The 26,559-nt window shown below is 41.9% G+C and carries 14 protein-coding genes, 2 tRNA genes, 3 rRNA genes and 1 pseudogene; 7 read left to right on the forward strand and 13 right to left on the reverse strand.

All coding sequences use genetic code 11. The annotated features are described in order from the left end of the window. Positions 1 to 84: 84 nt before the first annotated feature. Positions 85 to 3,210 (reverse strand): efflux RND transporter permease subunit, encoded by a 3,126-nt coding sequence (locus F936_RS02285; protein WP_005044440.1) that lies wholly within the window; start codon positions 3,208 to 3,210, stop codon positions 85 to 87. Further along, positions 3,207 to 4,313, reverse strand: a complete 1,107-nt coding sequence (locus F936_RS02290) for an efflux RND transporter periplasmic adaptor subunit (RefSeq protein ID WP_005044443.1) — start codon at positions 4,311 to 4,313, stop codon at positions 3,207 to 3,209. The genes F936_RS02285 and F936_RS02290 overlap by 4 nt, the downstream gene beginning before the upstream one ends. A gap of 148 nt (positions 4,314 to 4,461) precedes the next feature. Between F936_RS02290 and F936_RS02295 the strand changes: the two are divergent. The 4 genes and pseudogenes from F936_RS02295 (at position 4,462) to F936_RS02310 (ending at position 10,531) form a co-directional block, all read left to right on the forward strand. Then, positions 4,462 to 5,085 (forward strand): annotated as a pseudogene (locus F936_RS02295) (TetR/AcrR family transcriptional regulator). 170 nt (positions 5,086 to 5,255) lie between these two features. After that, entirely contained in the window at positions 5,256 to 7,940 is a 2,685-nt protein-coding gene (gene ppc, locus F936_RS02300; protein WP_005044448.1) for a phosphoenolpyruvate carboxylase, read from the forward strand. A gap of 298 nt (positions 7,941 to 8,238) precedes the next feature. Continuing rightward, positions 8,239 to 9,534: a solute carrier family 23 protein gene (locus F936_RS02305; protein ID WP_005044449.1), complete on the forward strand. Its 1,296-nt coding sequence runs from the start codon at positions 8,239 to 8,241 to the stop codon at positions 9,532 to 9,534. 106 nt (positions 9,535 to 9,640) lie between these two features. Next, complete coding sequence (locus F936_RS02310; protein ID WP_005044451.1) at positions 9,641 to 10,531, forward strand: LysR family transcriptional regulator; 891 nt, start codon at positions 9,641 to 9,643, stop codon at positions 10,529 to 10,531. 9 nt (positions 10,532 to 10,540) lie between these two features. Here F936_RS02310 and F936_RS02315 read toward each other — a convergent pair whose 3' ends face one another. The 3 genes from F936_RS02315 to ilvD all read right to left on the reverse strand — a co-directional run bounded on the left by F936_RS02315 (position 10,541) and on the right by ilvD (position 14,787). Continuing rightward, positions 10,541 to 11,272 carry a sulfite exporter TauE/SafE family protein gene (locus F936_RS02315; RefSeq protein ID WP_005044454.1) on the reverse strand — a complete coding sequence of 244 codons (732 nt, stop codon included), beginning with the start codon at positions 11,270 to 11,272 and terminating at the stop codon, positions 10,541 to 10,543. A gap of 78 nt (positions 11,273 to 11,350) precedes the next feature. Then, complete coding sequence (locus F936_RS02320; RefSeq protein WP_005044456.1) at positions 11,351 to 12,640, reverse strand: hypothetical protein; 1,290 nt, start codon at positions 12,638 to 12,640, stop codon at positions 11,351 to 11,353. A gap of 317 nt (positions 12,641 to 12,957) precedes the next feature. Further along, positions 12,958 to 14,787 (reverse strand): dihydroxy-acid dehydratase, encoded by a 1,830-nt coding sequence (ilvD, locus tag F936_RS02325; protein ID WP_016801744.1) that lies wholly within the window; start codon positions 14,785 to 14,787, stop codon positions 12,958 to 12,960. Between the two features lie 348 nt (positions 14,788 to 15,135). On the opposite strand from ilvD, the gene fmt reads away from it, so the two are divergent. Together fmt and rsmB are read left to right on the forward strand one after the other, a co-directional pair. Next, the gene (fmt, locus tag F936_RS02330) at positions 15,136 to 16,098 is read left to right on the forward strand and encodes a methionyl-tRNA formyltransferase (protein ID WP_005044459.1); all 963 of its coding nucleotides are present in this window, start codon (positions 15,136 to 15,138) and stop codon (positions 16,096 to 16,098) included. After that, positions 16,095 to 17,399: a 16S rRNA (cytosine(967)-C(5))-methyltransferase RsmB gene (gene rsmB, locus F936_RS02335; protein WP_005044461.1), complete on the forward strand. Its 1,305-nt coding sequence runs from the start codon at positions 16,095 to 16,097 to the stop codon at positions 17,397 to 17,399. Before fmt ends, rsmB begins: the two co-directional genes overlap by 4 nt. 39 nt (positions 17,400 to 17,438) lie before the next feature. Here rsmB and F936_RS18560 read toward each other — a convergent pair whose 3' ends face one another. Beyond that, on the reverse strand, positions 17,439 to 17,582 hold the full coding sequence (locus F936_RS18560; RefSeq protein ID WP_003654330.1) for a methionine/alanine import family NSS transporter small subunit: 144 nt from the start codon (positions 17,580 to 17,582) through the stop codon (positions 17,439 to 17,441). 12 nt (positions 17,583 to 17,594) lie between these two features. Continuing rightward, a complete protein-coding gene (locus F936_RS02340) occupies positions 17,595 to 19,073 on the reverse strand; it encodes a sodium-dependent transporter (RefSeq protein WP_005044463.1) in 1,479 nt (492 codons plus the stop codon). 656 nt (positions 19,074 to 19,729) lie between these two features. On the opposite strand from F936_RS02340, the gene F936_RS02345 reads away from it, so the two are divergent. Beyond that, on the forward strand, positions 19,730 to 20,422 hold the full coding sequence (locus tag F936_RS02345; RefSeq protein WP_005037779.1) for a TIGR04219 family outer membrane beta-barrel protein: 693 nt from the start codon (positions 19,730 to 19,732) through the stop codon (positions 20,420 to 20,422). A gap of 61 nt (positions 20,423 to 20,483) precedes the next feature. Here F936_RS02345 and F936_RS02350 read toward each other — a convergent pair whose 3' ends face one another. From F936_RS02350 to F936_RS02375, 6 genes are all read right to left on the reverse strand, one after another. Continuing rightward, positions 20,484 to 21,083 (reverse strand): glutathione S-transferase family protein, encoded by a 600-nt coding sequence (locus F936_RS02350; protein WP_005044465.1) that lies wholly within the window; start codon positions 21,081 to 21,083, stop codon positions 20,484 to 20,486. Positions 21,084 to 21,283: 200 nt separating this feature from the next. Then, positions 21,284 to 21,398: ribosomal RNA gene (gene rrf, locus F936_RS02355) — 5S ribosomal RNA — on the reverse strand. 182 nt (positions 21,399 to 21,580) lie between these two features. Next, positions 21,581 to 24,474: ribosomal RNA gene (locus tag F936_RS02360) — 23S ribosomal RNA — on the reverse strand. A gap of 370 nt (positions 24,475 to 24,844) precedes the next feature. After that, positions 24,845 to 24,920, reverse strand: a tRNA-Ala gene (locus tag F936_RS02365). Between the two features lie 56 nt (positions 24,921 to 24,976). After that, a tRNA-Ile gene (locus F936_RS02370) sits at positions 24,977 to 25,053 on the reverse strand. A gap of 59 nt (positions 25,054 to 25,112) precedes the next feature. Next, a 16S ribosomal RNA gene (locus F936_RS02375) occupies positions 25,113 to 26,559 on the reverse strand; the annotation flags it as partial.

Genomic DNA, 26,559 nt, shown 5'->3' on the forward strand with positions numbered 1-26,559 from the left:
CCTGTATTTTTTGTGTAAAGACAGGTGCTACTATATTGGAGTTTTCAATATTTCGCACCTTTATTCACAAAAAATTTATGTATTTTATGCGGTTTTTTTCACCTTAAACCACGCTGCGTAGAGTGCAGGTAAGAAAAATAATGTCAGTAACGTGGCAACAATCAATCCACCCATGATCGCAACTGCCATCGGACCAAAGAAAATACTCCGAGAAAGTGGAATCATGGCCAAAACCGCAGCTAATGCAGTCAAAATAATCGGACGGAATCGACGCACTGTCGCCTCAATAATCGCTTCCCATGTTGAATGACCTGCTTGCCTGTCTTGTTCAATTTGATCAATCAAGATAAGCGAGTTACGCATGATCATGCCAGAGAGTGCAATTGTGCCTAACATGGCCACAAACCCAAATGGTTTGTTAAATAACAGTAAGAATAAAACCACACCAATTAAACCTAGTGGAGCTGTTAACAACACAATGGTTGCGCGAGATAAGCTCTTAAGCTGAATCATCAGTAATGTCATGACAACTGCTAAAAACAGTGGCATACCAGCATTCACAGAATTTTGCCCACGTGCAGACTCTTCTACGGTTCCACCCACTTCAACAAGATAGCCACTTGGTAATTCAGCACGTAACTTATCCATTGATTCAGCTAACTCTCCCACCACTGTAGCGGGCTGTAGTTGAGATCGAACGTCTGCACGTACGGTAATTGTTGGTAAGCGGTTACGATGCCAGATTAAGCCATCCTCAAACTTATACTCAATTTTAGCAATCTGGGCTAAAGGCACAGTCGTTCCATTGGTCGTTGGGACAGCTAAACTTGCCAGTGAAGCTACTTCAACTCGCTCGCTCTGATCACCACGTAAACGGATTTCAATGAGTTCACGCTTTTCACGATATTGCTCAATCGCACTACCTGTAATTGATGCATTAATGAAGTTCGCCAAATCCAGACTAGAGACACCCATTTGTCGAGCACGATCTTGGTCAATTTGAATTGAAATAATCTTACTCGGCTCACCCCAATCTAAATGTACATTGGTCGTATTTGGGTTTTCGCTCATCAGTTTAGCGACTTTCTGTGCCTCTTGACGTACCAGATTTTGATCTTCACCCGACACACGATATTGCAACGGATAACCAACAGGTGGGCCATTTTCCAGTAATGACACGCGAGTACGAACTTGCGGAAGTAATTGCTTAATTTGTGTTTCTAACGAGCGACGAATTTCATCACGATCATCAAGTGATGATGCGAGTACAACAAACTGCGCAAAGCTGGCTTGTGGCAGTTGCTGATCTAAAGGTAAGTAAAAACGTGGGGAGCCTGTACCGACATAGGCCACATAGTTATCAATACCTTTTTGTTTAGACAGGAACTTTTCAACCTTTTTCACAGCTTGTTCGGTCGCTGTTAAAGAAGCGCCTTCTTCAAGTTTTAAATCAACTAAAATCTCGGCACGGTTCGAAGGTGGGAAAAACTGCTGAGGAACGATCTTAAACATCAGCACAGATAGCACAAAAATACCCACCGTAGTCGCAATTACGGTTTTACGGTAAGTCACACAAAACTCGACCATCTTTCTAAAACGTAAATAGAAGCTAGATTGATAAGGATCGTAGTGATGGTCCTGTGAAATGGCCACAGTTTGCGGTTGCGGTTTTTTGGTTAATCTTGCCCATAAACGGACATACCAAGGGGCCTGATGGCCTATTTTGGTAAAGTCGGGTAATAGCTTTTCACCTAAATAAGGTACGAATAAAACTGCCGCGACCCAAGAGACTAATAAGGCAATCGTCACCACCTGAAAGATAGAGCGAGTGTATTCACCTGTACCAGACTGAGCCGTAGCGATCGGTAAGAAACCAGCCGCAGTAATCAGTGTTCCAGTGAGCATCGGAAATGCTGTTGTTTTCCACGCAAATCCGGCGGCTTTAATCCGGCTATAACCCTGCTCCATCTTAATTGCCATCATCTCTACGGCAATAATGGCGTCATCGACCAACAGACCTAGCGCCAGAATCAAGGCACCCAGTGAAATCTTATGCAGGCCGACATCGAATAGACTCATACCCGCAAAGGTCATTGCTAAAACTAAAGGAATAGAAAAAGCGACAACCAATCCTGTACGGAAACCTAAAGAGAAAAAACTCACTAACAAGACAATAATAACTGCTTCAGCGAGCACCTTTATAAACTCCTGAATACTACGTTGTACTGCTACAGGTTGGTCAGAAACTTTTTGGAGTTTCATACCTAAAGGTAGTGTCTTTTGCAATTGGGCAAATTCTGTGTCTAGATTTTTACCTAAGGCAATAATGTCACCACCCTTACGCATCGATAGAGCAATACCAATACCATTTTCACCCATGAAACGCATACGTGGCTGAGCAGGCTGACTAAAACCACGGTAGACATCAGCAACATCTCCGAGTTGAATAGTTTTATCGCCTACCAGTAAAGGCATTTTCTTAATTTCATCAATGTTTTGTAAATGACCACTTACCCGAATCTGAATACGGTCTGTGCCTGTTTCAAAAAAGCCAGCACTTGCCATACTATTTTGCTTTTGTAAGGCCTCTTGAATCGCAGTCACCGGAATACCGAGCTGTACTGCTTTGGTGTTAGAAATCTCAATCCAGATTTTTTGATCTTGCAGACCAATTAATTCGACCTTACTGACATCCTTGACCCGTTGAAGCTGTAATTGCAAACGATCTGCATATTCTTTTAGAAGTGCATAGTCAAAGTCTTTGCCTGTCAGTACATAAATATTGCCGAAAGTATCGCCAAATTCGTCATTGAAAAATGGACCTTGTACGCCGTTTGGTAGTTCATGACGTATATCATTGACCTTCTTACGAACGTTGTACCAAACATCGGGAATCTTGTCAGAAGTAAGTGAATCCTTGGCCACAAAAGTGACTAGTGACTCGCCTGGACGGGAGTAAGCCATAATCTTGTCATACTGCCCTGTTGTCATAAGTTCCTTTTCGATACGGTCCGTAACTAAAGTAGAAACTTCTTTGGCAGTCGCCCCAGGCCAGTAGGTCTGTACCACCATTACCTTAAAGGTAAAGGGTGGGTCTTCACTTTGTGATAATTTTGAATAAGAGATCGCACCGACAATGCCAAGCAACAGCATAAAATAAAGGACGATGCCTTTATTATTTAATGCCCATTCCGAGAGATTGAATTTCATGGCTGGGTTGCTCCCTGAATTTTCACCCCACGGTTTTCACGGTCAATCGGGTGAATCTTCTGCTTATCACGTAGCAAATGTACGCCGCCAATCACAACCCAATCATTTGGGGCCAAGCCAGATAATACCGGCACACTATCTTTGCCATATGCACCAATCGTTACAGGTACTTTACGCAATGTCTGATTCACATTAACAACCCATACGTAAGGTTGATTATCTGTTGCTGAGACACTCGAAAGTGGCACACTCATCACATTGGTTTGAGTCGAGCTAAAAAATACGCGTGCACTTTGTCCAAGCTGAATAACAGATTGACCTTCTTTAAGTGCAACCTTGACCGTAAATGTACGAGACTGATCAGCTGCTGGGGAAACTTCGCGTACATAACCAGCAAATCGGTCATTCGGTTTAGACCATAAAGTGACCCAAGCTGCTTGGCCAACCTTGATCTCGGCAACCGCTTGTTCTGGTACGCCAATGACAACTTCACGCTCTCCATCAATTGCCAGTTGATAAGCGGCTTGACCCGCTGCAACCACTTGTCCAATTTCGATATTTCGCGCAGTAATCACCCCGTTTTTATTAGAAACGAGTTGGTTATATTCTGTCTGATTGGCAGAAACTTCATAGTTAGAACGAGCTTGTTGTAACGCTGCTTGTGCCGAGTCATATTGATTTTTTACCGTATCGTATTGCGAACGGCTAACCGCATTAATTGGCAGTAACTGCTGAAAACGTTTTAACTCATCTGATGCCGTTTTTGCTGCTGCCTGTGCATTGTCCAGTTGGGCTTTAGCAGCATTTAACTGTAGCTGAGCATCTGCCACGTCAAGCTTTGCTAAAACTTGTCCAACCTTAACTCGATCACCAACGTCCACGTAACGTGCCGTAACTTGCCCACCAACTCGAAACGCTAAAGCCGTTTGTTGTCTGGCCTGTACATCCCCTGCATAGCTTTTTTGTTCATTGAGCGTGGTCAAGGGTTGAGCCACCATCACATAGGGTATTTCTTCTGTTTTGGGGGCCTCTTTACTGCACCCCATTAATGTGACCGTACAAACAATCACCATACTCATGATGAGAGGTTTTAACAGATTCATATCTTATCGCTCTTATTCAAACTGATTTTTTAAGGCACAATATGCTTGCATCATAAATTGTTTGTTTTTTAATTAATATACTCATGGGTACATTAATTAAAGAAAAACTTATAAATCGCTATTTTTTAAATTTTTAACAGAGGGTTTTGTGCAAACAGTTAATCAAAGTGGGCGCCCCAAAGATCTAGAAAAACGTGCTCGTATCTTACAAGCCGCGAAAGCTATTTTTTTAAAATCTGGTTATCACGGTACCAGCATGAACCAGATTGCACAGGAAGCAGGTGTCACTAAGCTCACGGTTTATAATCACTTTCAAGACAAAGCCAATCTATTTATTTGCGCAATTACAGAAACCTGTGAAGAGTCTCTCTGCACTAAACAATTTGAATTAGATGCATCGGCAGACTTTTATCAAGCACTCTTTATTGTGTGTTCACGCGCCTTGCAAATTATTTACTCACCTGAAGCACTTAAACTTGAACACGTTTTATTTGAACTTGCAGCAGAACAAAGTCCACTCGCCCTACAGTTTTTTGATGCATCTCATACCCGACTGCAAAATCAATTAGCTGAGTTTTTGCAAAAAGCGGCTCAATTAGGTTTTATTCAAACCGATAATCCTACTTATCAAACCGAGCTTCTTATGTCCTTATTGCTTGGCGTACGCAACTAGAAGGTTTTACTTGGGATCATTGCTGTACCAAATGCTCATGAGCTTGAGCAAATTATTCAAGATGCAATTACGTTATTCCTGCTCAAATATCAGACTTAAACCAAAGTACCATTGCCAAAAGTTGTACTGAGTGCATGCCATCGTTAACAGCATCGCATGCAAATTAAATGTTATTTTTTAAGCAAAAATTCACATTTTCTTACGCTCAAAGCTTGGAATGTTTGTTAATCACGCTATATTCGATAAGGATAAGAACAGGAGAAAATAGCATGGTTCAGCAAATCGATGCGCCACTGCGCGAGGATGTCCGCTTACTTGGTAATTTATTAGGTGAAACCCTAAAGCAACATGCAGGACAAGAGCTGTTTAATCAGATCGAGCAAATTCGTGCCCTTGCTAAAGGTGCACGTGATGGCCAAGCTGAAGCCCAAAAGCAACTAGAACAATTATTTTTAAATTTACCCGACGATGAACTACTTCCCCTTACCCGAGCTTTTTCTCATTTCCTAAATTTTGCCAATATTGCCGAGCAATATCATGTGGTTCGTAGCCGCAGACAGGCAGAATTCGATTCGGATACCAACTCTCCGAATCCACTTGTTCACCTATTTGAAAAATTTAAAGATAAAAGTATTTCGACAGAAAAACTATTCCAACAAGTTTGTGATCTTGATATCGAGTTGGTACTTACGGCACATCCAACTGAAGTTAGTCGTCGTACACTCATTCAGAAATATGATGATATCAATGCTTGTCTATCACAGCTTGATCAGCAAAAACTTACTCCACGAGAGCGTCAAAGTGCACTTGCGAACCTAAAGCAACAAATTAGTTCGGCATGGCAAACAGATGAAATTCGTCAACATCGTCCGACTCCTGTTGATGAAGCAAAATGGGGCTTTGCGACGATTGAGCAAACGCTCTGGAATGCAGTACCTAAATTTGTTCGTGAGTTAAATGAGTTGGTTCAAGAAAATTGCCAGCAAAACTTACCCCTTAACATTGCACCAGTGCGTTTTGCATCTTGGATGGGTGGAGACCGTGATGGTAACCCAAATGTTACCCATCAAATTACACAAGAAGTTCTGTGGTTATCGCGCTGGCAAGCTGCCGATCTCTATTTAAGAGATATCGAAAACTTGCGTTGGGAACTCTCAATTCAAACCTGCTCTGAAGAAATGATTCAGGCCATTGGTAACCAACATGCAGAACCTTATCGTGAGTATTTACGTGCAACACGAGAACGCTTAAAAGCGACTCGTCACTGGTTAGCTCAACGTTTGCAAGGACTCGAAGCAGACGATACGAATGTGATTAAAAGTAAAGATGAGCTCTTACAACCGTTATTATTGTGCTATCGCTCTTTAATCGACAGTAACCTGCCTGAAATTGCGAATGGTCAACTACTCGACTTTATCTACCGAGTGAACTGTTTTGGTATTGAACTACTTAAACTCGACATTCGTCAGGAATCAGGTCGTCACCGCCAAGCAATTTCAGCAATTACCGAATACTTAGGTTTAGGTAATTTTGAATCGTGGACTGAACAAGCACGCCAAAACTTCCTGATTCAGGAACTACAAAGCAAACGCCCGCTTTTACCGAAATATATTAATGAACCTGAAGGCAGTTTGATTGGACACCCAGATGTTCAGGAAGTATTTGCCACCATGCGTACTTTGGCAGACCAACCGCCTGAATCTTTAGGAGCTTATATTATTTCTATGGCTGAATATCCAAGCGATGTTTTAGCTGTATTGTTATTGCAAAAAGAAGCAGGTATTCAGCATCCTTTACGAGTAGTTCCTCTATTTGAAACTTTAAAAGACTTAGATGGCGCTGCAACTACAATGAATACGCTGTTCAATATGCATTGGTATAAACAGCACATTCAGGGTAAACACGAAGTTATGATCGGTTACTCCGACTCTGCAAAAGATGCCGGATTTATGTCTGCCAACTGGGCACAATATCGTGCTCAAGAAGAGCTGACTGCAATTGCTCAAACACACGGCGTACAGTTGACTCTGTTCCACGGTCGTGGTGGTTCAATTAGTCGTGGTGGTGCTCCAACTCAACAGGCACTATTTTCACAGCCACCGGGTTCGATCTCTGGTGCAATCCGAGTGACTGAACAAGGTGAAATGATCCGCTTCAAATTCGGTTTAGAAGGGATTGCTATGCAAAACCTTGAAATCTATACCGCAGCAACACTTGAAGCGACCTTATTACCACCACCGGAACCTAAAGCTGAGTGGCGTGAACTTATGAACCGTATGACAGATCATTCTGTTAAGGTCTATCGTCAAACAGTGCGTGAAAACCCACACTTCGTGAAATATTTACGGACCGTTACGCCTGAACTTGAATTACAAATGTTGCCACTAGGCTCACGTCCTGCAAAACGTAAAGTGAGTGGCGGCATCGAGTCTTTACGTGCGATTCCATGGGTATTTGCTTGGACACAAATCCGTTTGATGTTACCTGCATGGCTAGGTACTGGTGCAGCAATTAATGAAGTGATTGCAGATCAGCAAAAAGCAACGCTTGATGAAATGCTCCAGCAATGGCCTTATTTCCAGACCCTCATCGATATGCTGGAAATGGTATTGTCAAAAGCCGATGCCAATATTGCGCTCTATTACGAATCACATCTGACTGAAGATGAAGATTTAAAAGTACTCGGCAACCAATTACGTCAGCGATTAAAAGATGCTGTTGAAACCCTACTTGCTTTAAAAGATGAATCAAAACTTCTGAGTAATAACGAAGTTCTTGATCAGTCTATGCAAGTTCGCAAACCTTATTTACTGCCTTTACACCTTTTACAGGCTGAACTGATGAAACGTCGTCGCGATTATCTCGCTGAGCGTCAAGCAGAAAACACCCCTGTTGATCATGCGCTAATGGTGAGTATTGCAGGTATTGCTGCTGGTTTACGTAACACTGGCTAAGCTGATTTTACCGATTGTTTAACAAAGCAGTGCATTACCGATGCGCTGCTTTTTACTTACAAAGTTTCCCAGTTTTCTTAAATTTTCCCCGATTTTCTATTTTTTTAAATATTTTTTAAAAATCATAAAATTAATTTTTATAAGAAAAAAATAACTAAATACGTACATTTAGAATTTAAAAAATTATACCAATCGTTAAAAAATAATTACTTTTCACTGACATACTTCTCTCTAGAGATTAAATGCATTCTCAAGAAAGAGTATCATGGCACCAATTAAAGAATAACGAGTTTATTTTATGTCCAATTGGTTTCCAAAATGGCAGCCTTACCAAGGTGATATTGACCATCGGCCAGTCTCTACTAATGAATATCTCCCTCCAGTTCAAAGTACTATTTTAGGTATCCAACATGCGTTTGCCATGTTTGGAGCAACTGTTTTAGCACCATTACTCATGGGTTTTAATCCAAATCTTGCCATTTTAATGTCTGGCATCTGTACCATCCTGTTCTTCTTAATTACAGGTGGTCGCGTTCCAAGTTACTTAGGCTCAAGTTTTGCCTTTATTGGTGTGGTTGCAGCAGCGACTGGGCATATTACAGGTTCAGGTGCAAATCCAAACCTCTCTATGGCTTTAGGTGGAATCGTAGCATGTGGCGTGTTTTATGCCCTCATCGGTTTTATTGTGATGCTTACTGGCACACGCTGGATTGAAAAACTCATGCCACCTGTCGTTACTGGTGCCATTGTAATGATTATTGGTCTAAACCTTGCACCAGTGACAATCAAAGGTGTTGCAGGCCAACCATTTGAAATGTGGATGGCACTCATTACCGTACTTTGTATGGGAAGTATTGCTGTATTTACTCGTGGCTTATTGCAACGTCTACTTTTATTGGTCGGTTTAATCTTGGCTTATGTGATTTATGCCATCACCACCAATGGTCTAGGTTTAGGTAAACCAATCGATTTTAGCCAGATTTCAGCGGCTGCGTGGTTCGGAATTCCAAGCTTTTCACATCCTACTTTTGACACCAGAGCTATGCTAATTATTGCTCCGGTTGCGCTTATTTTAGTAGCAGAAAACCTAGGGCATATTAAAGCTGTAGGTGCCATGACTGGTGAAAACCTAACTCCACAATTAGGCAAAGCATTTGTCGCTGATGGTCTGGCAACTACACTTTCGGGTAGCGTTGGCGCACCCGGTATGACCACTTATGGTGAAAACATTGGGGTCATGGCGGTAACTCGTGTCTATTCAACCATTGTTTTTGTTATTGCTGGCGTCTTTGCAATTTTCTTGGGTTTATCTCCAAAATTTGGCGCAGTAATTAGCACCATCCCAAATGCTGTTTTAACAGGTGCGTCTATTGTCGTGTTTGGTTTAATTACCATTGCTGGTGCAAAAATCTGGATTGAAAATAAAGTCGATTTTTCTAACAATAAAAACCTGATTGTTGCTTCTGTGACGATTATTTTAGGTGCCGGAAACTTTGAATTGATGTTTGGTAATTTCAATTTAGGCGGCATTGGTACAGCAACGTTTGCAGCCATTATTTTGAACTGGTTATTTAGTTTAAAAGATAAAACGTAAGTTCCAAAAGGCAGCATCAGCTGCCTTTTTTATTATTATTTTTCATCGACCTTTCTTGATCACTTTTTAGTATGATGATCTCTTACCCTTCAATACGTTCCCTGTCATGCGTTTTGATTTTTTTGATTTACAACTGGTTCTCCATATTGTCTCTACAGGTAGCTTAACTAAAGGTGCAGATCGTTCCGCGATTTCACTTCAGGCTGCCAGCGAACGTATAAAAAAACTCGAACAATATTTTGAAACTCCTTTATTTATTCGCCAGACAACAGGAGTCGAACTCACGACCGCAGGACATGCTTTTACTGAGCATGCTCGTCAGCTTTTGGCACAAAAAGATCAACTCGAACAAGAAATGCAGCGTTTTAGGCAAAAGACCACAGAATCATTGATCCTTTGGTGTAACTCTTCTGCTCAAAGTGAATATCTACCGCCTCTCTTACCGCAATATCTAGTACTACATCCCGAGATAAATATCGATTTACATGAAGCCGAAAGCTCAGAAATTGTAGATGCATTAACACAAGGGGTTGCAAGTCTCGGTCTCGTTTCAAGTTTTTTTGATACCAGACATTTGCAAACAAAACAATTTGCCAGCGACCCTTTAGTTCTGATTTGCCCTACTACCCACAATTTAGCTCAATACCAAGAGCTGAATTTGGTCGATGCTCTAAGCTATGGCTTTATTGGCCTTAAACCCCATCACTCTTTGCAGCAGTCCATCGAAACTCAAGCTAAATTACTAGGCTTTAACATACAGTACCGTTTACGTTTACCTAGCTTTGGCGCAATTGCTGAAGTTGTTGCTAAGGGAGTAGGGATTGCAATTATGCCCGCCCGCGCTGCACAGCGTTTGCAATCAGACTATGATTTTCATTCAATCCAGTTACTCGGTGCATGGGCAAATCGTAAACTGCTTTTAGCCACACAAAATTTCAATCAACTCCCTCAAAGCTATCAACAGTTTTCTGATTTTTTACTGCAACATCGCCCTTAAACACTTGGCTTAGTGCAAAACCATATAAATCCCTAATGACATCAAACCAATAAAAAATATACGACGAAATTTTTGTTCATTCAGTCGATAACGGATTTTTTTACCTAACCACATTCCAACTAATGCAGCAAATAAAGCCGCAAAAGATAAACGATAGTCTAGCGTTATTCCTGACATAGGGTTGTGATGTAAAAAGACTGCAAGGCAAATCGTAGAGACAGTAAAAGTCAGCCCCAAAGCCTGTACCAGCTCATCACGTTTTAAATGCAACGACTGCAAGTAAGGCACTACTGGAATAATAATAACCCCAGTAGCTACGGTCACTGCCCCACCAATATAACCAATGATGGGCGATAGCCAACGCTCATGTGGCCCTAAGTGTGGAAGCTTCTTCACGCATAGACCATAGAGCCCATATAAGGCCAACATACAGCCTAATAAAATTTCACTACTATGCCCATGACTTTGGCTCAAGGTGGGCAGAAAGCTCCATATTGAGCCCACCACTATGCCTACAAGCAAAGTCCAGAAACGGCGAATAAAAGCCCAGACATGTCCTTCAGCGAAAAGCTGCCAAACATTAGTGACCATTGAAGGAACAATCAGAAGAGATGCTGCTTGAAAAGGACTCATTGCGATGGTGAGTAGGCCCATCGATACCGCGGGCAACCCTAAGCCGATCATGCCTTTAATCATGCCAGCAAAGGCAAAAACCACCATAATAATTGCTAGAAATGTCACTGTTTATCTCCGATTCCCTACAAGGCTATGCTACGGAAAAAACAGGCTTTGCCCTATTCTTGTTTTTAGGAGAAGGCCTCAATTAAAAGTTGAGGCCGTTTTATATTTTTCTTCCAATACATTGCTAAAAATACTTTCAATCATCCAAACACGATACAAACTATTAAATACATAGCTTTGCCCATCAATACGCAACTCTAAAACTGGTAAATCAGGCTGATGCTTATCTCTGCAAAATGTGTCATTTTGCGCCAGAACAGCTGGCACATCCTGTTCGGTTAACTGCTCAATTCCCAACTGTTGCTGTAATTCTTGGAAATGCTTTTTGAAAGATAAATCTTTGCCTTTTGTCCAAACAGCCTGCAAAATCGTAAAAACCGTATCGATTTGCTGATTTTCAGGCACGCTATAGAAAAGCTTTGCCATTTCAAGCGTACTTTCTTCTGTAGGACGGCAAAAAGGGGTAAAAGCTACATCTGTTCGTTTAGAAACACGGGTTGCCAAACTCCAGTCAAACCAATCTCGGCCTTGATAGCTTAAAGGGTAAACTTTTAATTGAATGTCATAATACTCGGCCAGCTCTTCCTTAATATAAGCAAGTAACAGCCAACTCATTGGATCTTCTAAGGCAATATATATATCGAGTTCAGGACGAAGTGTCTGAATTTCGGTAAGTGCCTCAGCATCATTAATCAAATGTTCACGCCATTCGATATGATTAATTAAAAAGATCGGATTACCAGTCAGTAACTTTTGCTGTTTTAGACGACGGGTTAAACGTAATAAATCATCTACTGCATGATACTTACGTCCACCAAATTCAAAGTACGCCGCCGGTACAGGCTCATCCGTAAAAATACGTTCTGAAAAATGTTGAGGGAGCTGATGTTTAACTGCCATGGCATGTAAAGTACGTAGCTTTCCATATTGCTGCTGCCAAAGCATGTGAAAAATATCTTCTAGTAAATGTAAGAAATTCTGACCTTGTAATGGGGTTCTTTTTAATATGACAGCAGCTTGTTTTAAAGATTCTTGGCTTGGGATTTCTGGAAATTCATCAAAAGCAAAACGGTGTTGCTTGGCTAAAATTTTCGCATCATTCAGACAATAATTTTGCCACTCTTCATGTGACATACTATTCGGAGGCTCAGAAGCCGTATGGGAAATAATAATCTTTAAAGGCTTAAGTTCATCACTTAAAATCTCATCGAGCTGAGACAATTGCTGAACAGCCAAATAGCTATACACATCATCAAGTCGTAAATAAATACTTAAACCATTTTCCGTGGGTAACACCGCTTGACGAGAGGGTTTTTGGTAAAACCAACTCGATCGGATAGGGTCAAACCAACGGCGTAGCAGTAACATGAATAGTGCCTCTAAAAAATAAAATCCTAAGCTAGACCAAAAAACTGCTTTGATCGCAGTACAAAGTGCAGCAGAAGCTTAATATACAAAATACTGACGAGCTCTGCTTACGCAGAACAAATATCATGTTATTGCACGTGTTCCTGCATCGGTGAAGATTTTATCATCATTTTATGACAAACCCATAGAATGACTTGCAACACCCTAATCTACAAGCCTATTTTTTTCATCAGGCGAAAAAAATGCACCCTCAACAGATAATAATTCATCGTGCTGAAAAGTGCATAATTTCTACTCAATTAATAAAATTGAATATTTTATAGAACGCGTACAGCTCCTTTCGCTGCACTAGTTGTATGCATTGCATAAACTTTTAACGCTTTTGATACCTTACGTTTACGTTCTTCTTTCGGGTGCCAGCCTTTCGCCTCTTGAACTGTACGACGGTGCGCCATAGTCGCATCATCAACGTTCAAGTGAATGGTACGGTTTGGAATATCAATTTCAATGGTATCGCCATCTTCAACCAAACCAATGGCACCGCCTTCAGCAGCTTCTGGCGAAACATGTCCAATCGAAAGGCCTGATGAACCACCAGAGAAACGACCATCTGTAACTAATGCACAGTCTTTTCCTAAACCTTTTGATTTAAGATAGCTGGTTGGGTAAAGCATTTCTTGCATACCCGGACCACCACGTGGACCTTCATAACGAATAACAACGACATCGCCAGCTTTAATATCATGACCCAAGATTGCATCTACAGCAGCATCTTGACTCTCAAACACGCGTGCTGTGCCAGTAAATTTTAGGATAGATTCATCTACACCCGCAGTTTTTACAATACAGCCGTCAAGAGCGATGTTGCCGTATAGCACAGCTAAACCACCATCTTTAGAGAATGCATGTTCTGCATTGCGGATAACACCTTTTTCACGATCGCCATCTAAAGTTGCATAGTAACGATTTTGAGAGAAAGCAACTTGCGTTGGTACACCACCCGGAGATGAGCGATAGAACTCATATACGTCTGCATCTTCAGTGCGAATAATATCCCACTTATCCAATGCATCTTTTAAAGTTTTCTCATGTACGGTTGGTAGTGATACATCAAGTAACTTCGCACGATCAAGCTCACCTAAAATGGCCATGATGCCACCTGCACGGTGTACATCTTCCATATGAACATCTTGTTTTGCAGGCGCTACTTTAGATAATACAGGCACTCGACGTGATAGTTCGTCAATATCGTCCATGGTAAAGTCAACTTCCGCTTCACTTGCCGCAGCCAATAAGTGTAGAACGGTATTGGTTGAACCACCCATTGCAATATCAAGCGTCATGGCATTTTTAAATGCAGCCTTTGTTGCAATTGAACGAGGTAAAATGCTTGCATCTTCTTGTTCGTAATAGCGCTTAGCCAATTCAACAATAAGCTGACCTGCTTTTAAGAATAATTTTTTACGATTAGCATGTGTCGCGACAATCGAACCATTACCCGGTAAAGATAAACCTAACGCTTCAGTTAAACAGTTCATTGAGTTTGCAGTGAACATACCTGAACATGAACCACAGGTTGGACATGCTGAACGTTCAAACTCTTCAACTTCTTCGTCTGTATAACTTTCATCAGCCGCAACAACCATTGCATCAACAAGATCAATCGCTTTTTCATTACCGCGGAATTTGACCTTACCTGCTTCCATTGGTCCACCAGACACAAAAACCACAGGAATATTCAAGCGCATCGCAGCCATGAGCATTCCCGGAGTAATCTTGTCACAGTTAGAAATACAGACCATAGCATCAGCACAATGCGCATTTACCATGTACTCTACTGAGTCAGCAATCAAATCACGTGATGGTAAAGAATAAAGCATGCCGTCATGCCCCATTGCGATCCCGTCGTCTACTGCGATCGTATTGAACTCTTTAGCAACACCACCTGATGCCTGAATTTCTGCTGCAACAAGCTGCCCTAGATCTTTAAGATGTACATGGCCCGGAACAAATTGAGTAAATGAATTGACCACCGCAATAATCGGTTTGCCGAAATCTTCATCTTTCATTCCTGTTGCACGCCATAAGCCACGTGCGCCAGCCATATTTCTTCCGTGTGTCGATGTTTTTGAACGATAGTCAGGCATTAGTGTTTCCAACAAGTTGTGCTTGAGCGAAATTTCTCCCACTCTGGCTGAATGATACTGATATAGCGTTAGATCAGTCGGAATATTGACTCATCATCATAATTTGATCATTCTCCATTCTATAGAAGCAAATAATATTCGGAAAGCCAAGAACAGTAATAGTCAGTCAATATTTAGCAAAACTTACATGAATAATTTTTTATTTTTTCATAACCTTTTTTTATCAATAAAAGTTTTTCAATAATTTTTTGTTCACTATTTAAAAACCAAATCTCTCAATAGCCATGAGTTTAGGGCTTCAAACGTTTTTCACGTATACTACCCACAAACTCTTTTTGGATTGCATTTGTGAAAATTATTTTTGCTGGCACCCCCGAATTTGCTGCAACAGCATTGGCGGCTTTATTAAAAACTTCCCATGAAATTATCGCGGTTTATACTCAACCAGACCGTAAAGCTGGTCGCGGACAAAAATTAACGCCATCTCCTGTAAAACAGCTTGCCCTTGAACATAATATTCCTGTTTATCAACCGCTTCACTTTAAAGCTTCAACTGAAGAAGGCTTGGCAGCGCAACAAGAACTCGCTGCTTTAGGTGCTGATGTGATGGTGGTTGCTGCCTATGGTTTGATTCTTCCACAAGCTGTACTCGATACACCTAAATATGGCTGTTTAAATATTCATGGCTCATTATTACCACGTTGGCGCGGTGCAGCACCAATTCAGCGCGCAATCGCAACAGGTGATGATGAAACAGGAATTACGATTATGCAGATGGCTGCTGGTTTAGATACAGGCGATATGATGTATAAAACCTACTGCCCAATCACCGCAGGAGAGACCTCTGCCAGCTTGCATGACAAATTGGCTGTTCAAGGTGCAGAAGCGATTTGTACCGTACTTGAATCAGAACAAAGCTTGCAGGATTTTATTGAAAAACGTGAATTGCAAAATGAAAGCCTAACAGTCTATGCACACAAGCTCGTGAAATCAGAAGCTCGAATTGACTGGTCAACTGATGCTATTCAACTTGACCGAAATATTCGTGCATTCAACCCTTGGCCTGTTGCCTTCGTTCAGCTTGACGAAAATAATGCTCTGCGTATTTGGAGCTCAACAATTTCTAGTCAGACTAAAGCAAATGTCCAAGCTGGTGAAATTATCGCGATTGATAAGCAAGGCGTACATGTTGCTTGTGGGCAAGATTCATTTATTTGTCTGACCAGTGTGCAATGGCCGGGCGGCAAAGCAATGAATGCCCAACAAATTGCCCAAACTCAAAAACTTCACGTAGGACAAATTCTGCCATGAGTCAGGTTTCATCAAATTCGTCACGATTTAACTTACGTGCTCAAGTCGTCCAGACGTTATTAAAAGTTCAGCAAGGCCAATCACTCGCTAGTATTTTAAATACACAGCTGAATCAAGTTGCAGAACGTGACCGTGCACTATTTCATGAACTTGTTCTGGGTACATTGCGTCAATGGTTTGCGCTTAAATCAATTAGCCTACCTTTACTCAGCAAACCGTTAAATAATGAAACTGTTGAAACCTGTCTTTACGTCGGTCTTTATCAAGTTTTATGCACGCGTATTGCCGCACATGCTGCGATCTCTGAAACAGTAGACGCCACTAAACAACTTGGGTTCCCAGCACTCAGCGGCATTGTGAATGCTATTTTACGCCGCGCGACGCGTGAAACTGATGACTTTCAGCAAGGTTTACAACAGGCGCATGGCTTACCAAGTTGGCTTTATAAGCGTGTGAAAAAAGATTGGGGTGAACAAACCGAATCTCTATGCCAATCATTAAAACAAGTCGCACCTTTAACCTTAAGGGTTAATCAACGCCACATTGGTCGAGACGCTTATTTAGCAAAATTACAAAATTCAGAAATTAAAGCACGTGCATGTATTTTATCTGAAGCAGGCATCGTCCTTGAACAATCTGTTCAAATTACCCAGCTACCTGGTTTTGAAGAGGGATGGTTTTCTGTACAAGATGAGCATGCTCAGCTATGTGCAACATTATTGCCAGATTTAAATAATAAAACAGTGATTGATGCCTGTGCAGCACCCGGTGGAAAAACGGCTCATTTACTCGAAAAGTTTAAACCGGCTAAGCTCATTGCTATTGACCAAGATTCTAATCGTTTAGTCCGTGTGACTGAAAATTTAAACCGTTTAGCACTCGATCAAACTCATACTGAAATTTTGGCAGCAGATGCAACCCAATGGGTTCCAGCGCAGCCTGTAGATTGTATTGTGCTAGATGCGCCTTGCTCTGCAACAGGGGTCATTCGACGTCATCCTGACATACGCCTTTTACGCCAATCTAGCGACATAGCTCAAACGATTGAGCTACAAAAGCAGATCTTGCAGCATATGTGGCAACAACTCAAAGCTGGTGGCACACTGCTATACATCACTTGTTCAGTTTTAAAAGCTGAGAATGAACAGCAAATGATAGATTTCTTCGCAGAACATACTGATGCGAAAGAAATCAAAATTGAAGCTGATTGGGGTATTGAGCAAATTCATGGCCGCCAATTACTGCCGCAAGCGCAGTCTGGTGATGGATTTTATTATTGTAAAATCCAAAAAATTGCATAAAAAAAGCAGGCTTCGAGCCTGCTTTTTACGAGATCAGCATCAAAGCGTGTGCTGATCTTTTACCTCTTCTAAAACATCATCTAACTCTTCAGGATGTTTCGACAAATGCAGAATAGATAAAGCTAATCCACCCCATAAAAACACCATCGAAATCACCATCATTACGATTGCCGAAGTATTCATTATTCTATCCTCCTAGCGATCTTTCATTTTGCTTAACACGATTGCAACGACCGCACAGAAAATCACACTGCCCCAGCCGAATACACCTTGTAAGCTCATACTATAAGTATCATAGCCATTTTTGATCAAATTAAAAACAGTCATAGTGAGTGTTGTTAACAAGATTAAAGATGTAATAACCGTTAAAGTGAAATCCCATCCCTTACCAAGTTGAATTGTTGAGATACGATTTACATGATTGCGAAGTTCAATGAGTGCTGAACGTTTAAACCAAGTCACGGCAATAATAGAAAGTAAAGCACCACCAATAATACCGATGTTATTAATAAAGTGGTCAACAATATCAACCAGTTTAATTGCGTTTACACTTGAGAATAAAATAATCGATACAAGCGCACTACCACCACCAATAATCGTTACAGCTTTTTTACGGCCCCATTTCAACTTATCTTGCATTGCTGCAATAGGCACTTCCAAAATACTGACCATCGAAGAAATACCTGCGACGAAAAGTGAAGAGAAGAATAAGAAACCAAATAAATCGGCACCTGTACCTAAACTTGAAATAATTTTAGGGAATGCAATAAATGCCAAGCCAATCCCGCCACTCACCACATCTTTAACTTCAGTTCCTGCAGCATGTGCCATAAAACCTAGCGCTGCAAAAATACCAATACCTGCCAAAATCTCTGTTGATGCATTTGCAAAACCAACGATTAAGCCAGAACCCGTTAAATTAGTTTTTGGTTTCAAATATGATGCATACGTCACCATGATCCCGAAGCCAACAGATAGTGAGAAGAAGATATGACCATAAGCGGCTAACCAAACTTTATAATCCATCATTGCAGACCAGTTTGGCGTAAAGAATGCATTCAAACCTTGAACAGCACCCGGTAAACGCAATGACTGGACTACCAAAATCGTGAATAGAACGAATAATAATGGCATGAAAATCTTATTGGATAATTCAACACCCTTTTTCACACCACCATAAAGAATGATTAAAGTAAGTGCCCAAATCCCCACAATCGGCCAGAATAAATGACCTACAAACTGTAGATCAAAACCAGTCGCTTTTGAGGTTTGTAGGTAAGTATTAAAGAAGAAACCTTCTGGATCACTTCCCCACATTTGACCAATAGAGAAGTAAACGTAACTACCTGCCCACGTCAGGACGCTTGCATAATACAAACCGATGATGATACAGACACAAACCTGCCACCACCCTAAAGTTTCTCCGCCTTTAAATAAAGCACGATATGCTTTTGGAGGCGAACCAGTACTACGATGACCTACCGCATAATCTAAAAATAGTAACGGTAAACCAGCAGTAATGAGTGCCAATAGATAGGGAATAAGAAACGCACCACCACCATTTTCATAAGCAACGTATGGAAAGCGCCAAATATTACCTAAGCCTACAGCCGAGCCAACGGCTGCAATAATAAAACCAGATCGTGACGTCCAGTTTTCACGAGAATCTGCCATAAAACACCTAATGTTAAAAGATTACTTATTTTTACTGCTATTGTTGATTGTTATTCCGCATGCAAAAAAAGAACCAAAAAATACTTTTGTGTTTGTAGACAATAAAAAGAACCTTTTGAGTATTTTTATTCCCTTAACAAACAAGCAAAAATAGAAAATTCTTCCTTAAAGATTTTTGTCCATTTTTTGCTCCTATATAGCTGAACAATACCTGTTTTTATTTCTTTTTACTGTAATTTCCATCAGAAATTTTACGAATTTTCCAAGTTTTTTTCACAATTGGTTATTTTTCAGCTCATCTTTACGCCCTAAAGCTTAGGGTCAGGCCTTATTGTTCAATGATATTTTATTCCAATTCATTGAAAGAGCTCTTCAATTACTCGACTTATCCAGTAATTTATTCTTAAATCTTCAGTTTTCAATTAAGATTTAAATGTCACAGTACTATTAGATGACAAAATTTATACTAAATTTTTTATACGCTTAGTGTCATCAAAATTAATAAATAAATATTAGTTATTTGAAATACATGAATTTTTATTCAGTCTCAAAAAAATCTTATAGATATATACTCGATAGGCTTATTTTTTATCAATGCATCTGTAGCAAGATGTCTATATCATGCGCTCGAAGATTTCTTTTATTCGGATGTTCAAATGAAAATATTAAAAATGTCTTTATTAGCGCTCGGGATGGGCTTAAGTGGTTTTGCTCAGGCAGACTTTGTAGGAGTAAAAGGAGAAGTAGGTTACTGGTTTTATGACGGTAAAGCTAATATGTCTTCTCAATTCCCTGATGATCAGGATCTAGATCAAAAAGGTAGTGCTCAACTCTCATTATCAGTAGAACACCCAATCCCATTTATTCCAAATGCGAAAATTCGTTATGTAAATTTAGATACTCAAACTAAATCGGAAACCTTAGGTCAAGCTAACTATAAAGTTGATTTAGATCATAGCGATTTTATTCTCTATTACGAATTACTAGATAATATTGTGAGTGTAGATGCCGGACTTGGTGCAACTGTACTAAATGGTGATATTACTGCGTATACAGGTAAGCGCGTGGATATTGATAAAACATATCCTATTGCTTATTTATCAGGTGAAGTAAAACTTCCATTTACAGGTTTAAGTGCTAAAGGTGAAGCAACCTATACAAACTTTGACGATGCACGAATTACAGATGCGCTAGCAGAAGTAAAATATAAGTTTGCAGATAACCTACTAATAGATCTTGGTTTAACAGCAGGCTATCGCGTACTCAATATCGATTTAGATGACTACGATAACAATGACCTTAAATTTGAATTTAAAGGTCCATATGTAGGCTTGGAAGCACATTTCTAAACCAGAACAAGCTCGAAATTTCCCCCCATATATAAAAAAGAACTCTATTAAGAGTTCTTTTTTATTCAATCATACTCACATATCTGGGATATTCTTGAATTCTTTGACACCATGCTTGAATATTTGGGTATAACTTTAAATCGAAGCCACCTTCATTAGCTACATGTGTATAAGCATATAGCGCAATATCAGCAATGGTGAGGTTTGGTCCAGTAAGATAATCATTCTCTACTAATACTTTATCCATAATAGATAATGCCTTATGCCCTTTTGGCTGTAAATTATAATATTCGGTTCTTCTATCTTCTGGTAAACCTAAATATTTATTAATAAAACGTGCAACTGCAATAAAAGGTTCATGGCTATATTGTTCAAAGAACATCCACTGGTACATTTTCGCCTTAATATAAGGATCTATGGGAATGAATTTTGTTCCCTCAGCTAAGTAACCTAAAATAGCATTAGATTCACTTAAAACACGTCCATCTTCCAGAACTAATACAGGTATTTTTCCATTAGGGTTTAGGGATAAAAACTCTTGGGTTTGAGTATCTTTTTTTAAAATATCAACATGAATCCATACATGCTTAATATTTAATAAGGAAAGTAATAATTTAATCTTATAACAATTACCGGAACCTACATCCCCATAGATTCTCATAAGTAGTTCTCCATTATTATTTATGCTTAAATAGATAATTTTCTTATTATTTATAGCACAGCTCTATTTATCGATTAGATATTTTTGTTAATTAATTGCTACTTACGCAGGCTTACTATTTTCGGATTCTTTATTTTCGTATTTTAATTTGCGCATAAAAAAACACCCTCAACTGTTAAGTTGAGGGTGTTTGAATAATGAGCTGGCGATGACTTACTCTCACATGGGAAACCCCACACTACCATCAGCGCTAAGAGGTTTCACTTCTGAGTTCGGGAAGGGATCAGGTGGTTCACTCTTGCTATGGTCGCCAGCACAACTGGTATGGATACTTGCATTGGTCTTATTGGTTGCCGATGCGTTTTCCAAATCTTTACAGATGGGCTGATTGAGTCTTACTATATTTTGTTCATTTTAGCTAAGCGTATAACTAAATCAAGTTGCTTTGCATATTAATGAATCGATTGATGCTTTATATACAACTGCTTGGGTGTTGTATAGTCAAGCCTCACGAGCAATTAGTATTGGTCAGCTTCACATATCACTATGCTTCCACATCCAACCTATCAACGTCCTAGTCTCGAACGGCTCTTTAGAGGACATAAAGTCCTAGGGAAATCTTATCTTGAGGTAGGCTTCCCGCTTAGATGCTTTCAGCGGTTATCCCTTCCGAACATAGCTACCCGGCGATGCGACTGGCGTCACAACCGGTACACCAGAGGTTCGTCCACTCTGGTCCTCTCGTACTAGGAGCAGATCCTCTCAAATTTCCAGCGCCCACGGTAGATAGGGACCGAACTGTCTCACGACGTTCTAAACCCAGCTCGCGTACCTCTTTAAATGGCGAACAGCCATACCCTTGGGACCTGCTTCAGCCCCAGGATGAGATGAGCCGACATCGAGGTGCCAAACACCGCCGTCGATATGAACTCTTGGGCGGTATCAGCCTGTTATCCCCAGAGTACCTTTTATCCGTTGAGCGATGGCCCTTCCATACAGAACCACCGGATCACTAAGACCTACTTTCGTACCTGCTCGACTTGTGGGTCTCGCAGTTAAGCGCGCTTTTGCCTTTATACTCTACGCGTGATTTCCGACCACGCTGAGCGCACCTTCGTACTCCTCCGTTACTCTTTAGGAGGAGACCGCCCCAGTCAAACTACCCACCAGACATGGTCCTCGCCCCGGATTACGGGGCAGAGTTAGAACCTCAACATTACCAGGGTGGTATTTCAAGGACGGCTCCATTGGAACTAGCGTTCCAACTTCAAAGCCTCCCACCTATCCTACACAAGTAAGGTCAAAGTTCAATGTCAAGCTGCAGTAAAGGTTCACGGGGTCTTTCCGTCTAGCCGCGGGTACACTGCATCTTCACAGCGATTTCGATTTCACTGAGCCTCTGCTGGAGACAGCGCCGCCATCATTATGCCATTCGTGCAGGTCGGAACTTACCCGACAAGGAATTTCGCTACCTTAGGACCGTTATAGTTACGGCCGCCGTTTACTGGGGCTTCGATCAAGAGCTTCGCTTACGCTAACCCCATCAATTAACCTTCCAGCACCGGGCAGGCATCACACCCTATACGTCCACTTTCGTGTTTGCAGAGTGCTATGTTTTTAATAAACAGTTGCAGCGGCCTGGTTTCTGTGGCTGTCATCAGCTCAGGAAGCAAGTTCCATCACCAACAACAGCGTACCTTCTCCCGAAGTTACGGTACCATTTTGCCTAGTTCCTTCAGCAGAGTTCTCTCAAGCGCCTTGGTCTACTCGACCTGACCACCTGTGTCGGTTTAGGGTACGATTCCTGTGTAACTGAAGCTTAGAGACTTTTCCTGGAAGCATGGTATCAGCCACTTCGCTGTACAAGTACAGCTTGCTATCAGATCTCAGCATAGAGCACCCCGGATTTGCCTAAGATGCATGCCTACTTCCTTTCACCTGGACAACCAACGCCAGGCTGACTTAACCTTCTCCGTCCTCTCATCGCATTACACAGAAGTATTGGAATATTAACCAATTTCCCATCGACTACGCCTTTCGGCCTCGCCTTAGGGGTCGACTCACCCAGCCCCGATTAACGTTGGACTGGAACCCTTGGTCTTTCGGCGAACGGGTTTTTCACCCGTTTTGTCGTTACTCACGTCAGCATTCGCACTTCTGATACCTCCAGCATACTTCTCAATACACCTTCATCGGCTTACAGAACGCTCCCCTACCACTTGACTTAAAAGTCAAATCCGCAGCTTCGGCACATAGTTTTAGCCCCGTTACATCTTCCGCGCAGGCCGACTCGACTAGTGAGCTATTACGCTTTCTTTAAAGGGTGGCTGCTTCTAAGCCAACCTCCTAGCTGTCTATGCCTTCCCACATCGTTTCCCACTTAACTATGATTTTGGGGCCTTAGCTGGCGGTCTGGATTGTTTTCCTCTTGACTACGGACGTTAGCACCCGCAGTCTGTCTCCCGGATAGTACTCATAGGTATTCGGAGTTTGCATCGGTTTGGTAAGTCGGGATGACCCCCTAGCCGAAACAGTGCTCTACCCCCTATGGTATTCGTCCGAGGCGCTACCTAAATAGCTTTCGGGGAGAACCAGCTATCACCAGGCTTGATTAGCCTTTCACCCCTATCCACAAGTCATCCCCTGGCTTTTCAACGACAGTGGGTTCGGTCCTCCAGTTAGTGTTACCCAACCTTCAACCTGCTCATGGATAGATCGCCTGGTTTCGGGTCTATACCCAGCAACTAAACGCCCTATTAAGACTCGATTTCTCTACGGCTCCCCTATACGGTTAACCTCGCTACTGAATATAAGTCGCTGACCCATTATACAAAAGGTACGCAGTCACCGAACAAGTCGGCTCCCACTGCTTGTATGCATGCGGTTTCAGGATCTATTTCACTCCCCTCACAGGGGTTCTTTTCGCCTTTCCCTCACGGTACTGGTTCACTATCGGTCAGTCAGGAGTATTTAGCCTTGGAGGATGGTCCCCCCATATTCAGACAAGGTTTCACGTGCCTCGCCCTACTCGTCATCATTATGTGTGCCCTTTCGTGTACGGGAATATCACCCTCTACGTTCGCACTTCCCAGAGCGTTCCACTAAAACACACATAACTTAATGGGCTGATCCCCGTTCGCTCGCCGCTACTAAGGGAATCTCAATTGATTTCTTTTCCTAAGGGTACTGAGATGTTTCACTTCCCCTCGTTCGCCTTGCAACACTATGTATTCATGTTGCAATACCTACCTTAAAGTAGGTGGGTTCCCCCATTCAGAAATCTCCGGATCAAAGGATATTTGCCGCCTCCCCGGAGCTTATCGCAGGCTATTACGTCTTTCATCGCCTCTGACTGCCAAGGCATCCACCACATGCACTTAATTACTTGACTATACAACCCCAAACAGTCGTTATTACCTACAAGGAGTAATAAGACATGATCAATGATTTCTCATCAATCTCTTACAGTTTGAAGTACTGTGTATTTAAACACTGTACAGCTTCAATCTAATTCATATACCAAAACGCTTGATTCAGTTAATTTGCTAGTTCTCAATTAATTCCAAGATCAGAATTACTTCCTCTCTCTTCATTATTGAGTGAACAATTTATTTCAGACTCAATTTTGCCAATCTGTTAATGAATAAACATGCCTTCGTCAGGTCATGCTTAATACCGTGATACTTAAATCACAGAAGTTAATAAACCAAGATTTAAATCTTTATTTACTAATTTCTGTAATCCGAACTTCTCTTAAGTTCTGGTGGAGACTAGGAGAGTCGAACTCCTGACCTCCTGCGTGCAAAGCAGGCGCTCTACCAACTAAGCTAAGTCCCCAGCTTACATCATCAGTTATGTATCTTCTTTTCTATAACTTCAACCAGTCAAAGTCATGGTGGGTCTGACAAGACTTGAACTTGTGACCCCACGCTTATCAAGCGTGTGCTCTAACCAACTGAGCTACAGACCCTCAGATACATCTATGAAGAACAACTTGTTGTGGATTCTTACCAATCGTCAATCTTTCGTTAAGGAGGTGATCCAGCCGCAGGTTCCCCTACGGCTACCTTGTTACGACTTCACCCCAGTCATCGGCCACACCGTGGTAAGCGTCCTCCTTGCGGTTAGACTACCTACTTCTGGTGCAACAAACTCCCATGGTGTGACGGGCGGTGTGTACAAGGCCCGGGAACGTATTCACCGCGGCATTCTGATCCGCGATTACTAGCGATTCCGACTTCATGGAGTCGAGTTGCAGACTCCAATCCGGACTACGATCGGCTTTTTGAGATTAGCATCCTATCGCTAGGTAGCAACCCTTTGTACCGACCATTGTAGCACGTGTGTAGCCCTGGCCGTAAGGGCCATGATGACTTGACGTCGTCCCCGCCTTCCTCCAGTTTGTCACTGGCAGTATCCTTAAAGTTCCCGACATTACTCGCTGGCAAATAAGGAAAAGGGTTGCGCTCGTTGCGGGACTTAACCCAACATCTCACGACACGAGCTGACGACAGCCATGCAGCACCTGTATGTAAGTTCCCGAAGGCACCAATCCATCTCTGGAAAGTTCTTACTATGTCAAGGCCAGGTAAGGTTCTTCGCGTTGCATCGAATTAAACCACATGCTCCACCGCTTGTGCGGGCCCCCGTCAATTCATTTGAGTTTTAGTCTTGCGACCGTACTCCCCAGGCGGTCTACTTATCGCGTTAGCTGCGCCACTAAAGCCTCAAAGGCCCCAACGGCTAGTAGACATCGTTTACGGCATGGACTACCAGGGTATCTAATCCTGTTTGCTCCCCATGCTTTCGCACCTCAGCGTCAGTGTTAGGCCAGATGGCTGCCTTCGCCATCGGTATTCCTCCAGATCTCTACGCATTTCACCGCTACACCTGGAATTCTACCATCCTCTCCCACACTCTAGCTAACCAGTATCGAATGCAATTCCCAAGTTAAGCTCGGGGATTTCACATTTGACTTAATTAGCCGCCTACGCGCGCTTTACGCCCAGTAAATCCGATTAACGCTTGCACCCTCTGTATTACCGCGGCTGCTGGCACAGAGTTAGCCGGTGCTTATTCTGCGAGTAACGTCCACTATCTGAAGGTATTAACTTCAGTAGCCTCCTCCTCGCTTAAAGTGCTTTACAACCATAAGGCCTTCTTCACACACGCGGCATGGCTGGATCAGGCTTGCGCCCATTGTCCAATATTCCCCACTGCTGCCTCCCGTAGGAGTCTGGGCCGTGTCTCAGTCCCAGTGTGGCGGATCATCCTCTCAGACCCGCTACAGATCGTCGCCTTGGTAGGCCTTTACCCCACCAACTAGCTAATCCGACTTAGGCTCATCTATTAGCGCAAGGTCCGAAGATCCCCTGCTTTCTCCCGTAGGACGTATGCGGTATTAGCATTCCTTTCGAAATGTTGTCCCCCACTAATAGGCAGATTCCTAAGCATTACTCACCCGTCCGCCGCTAAG

It is taken from the genome of Acinetobacter calcoaceticus DSM 30006 = CIP 81.8, from assembly GCF_000368965.1.
Taxonomy (GTDB): domain Bacteria; phylum Pseudomonadota; class Gammaproteobacteria; order Pseudomonadales; family Moraxellaceae; genus Acinetobacter; species Acinetobacter calcoaceticus.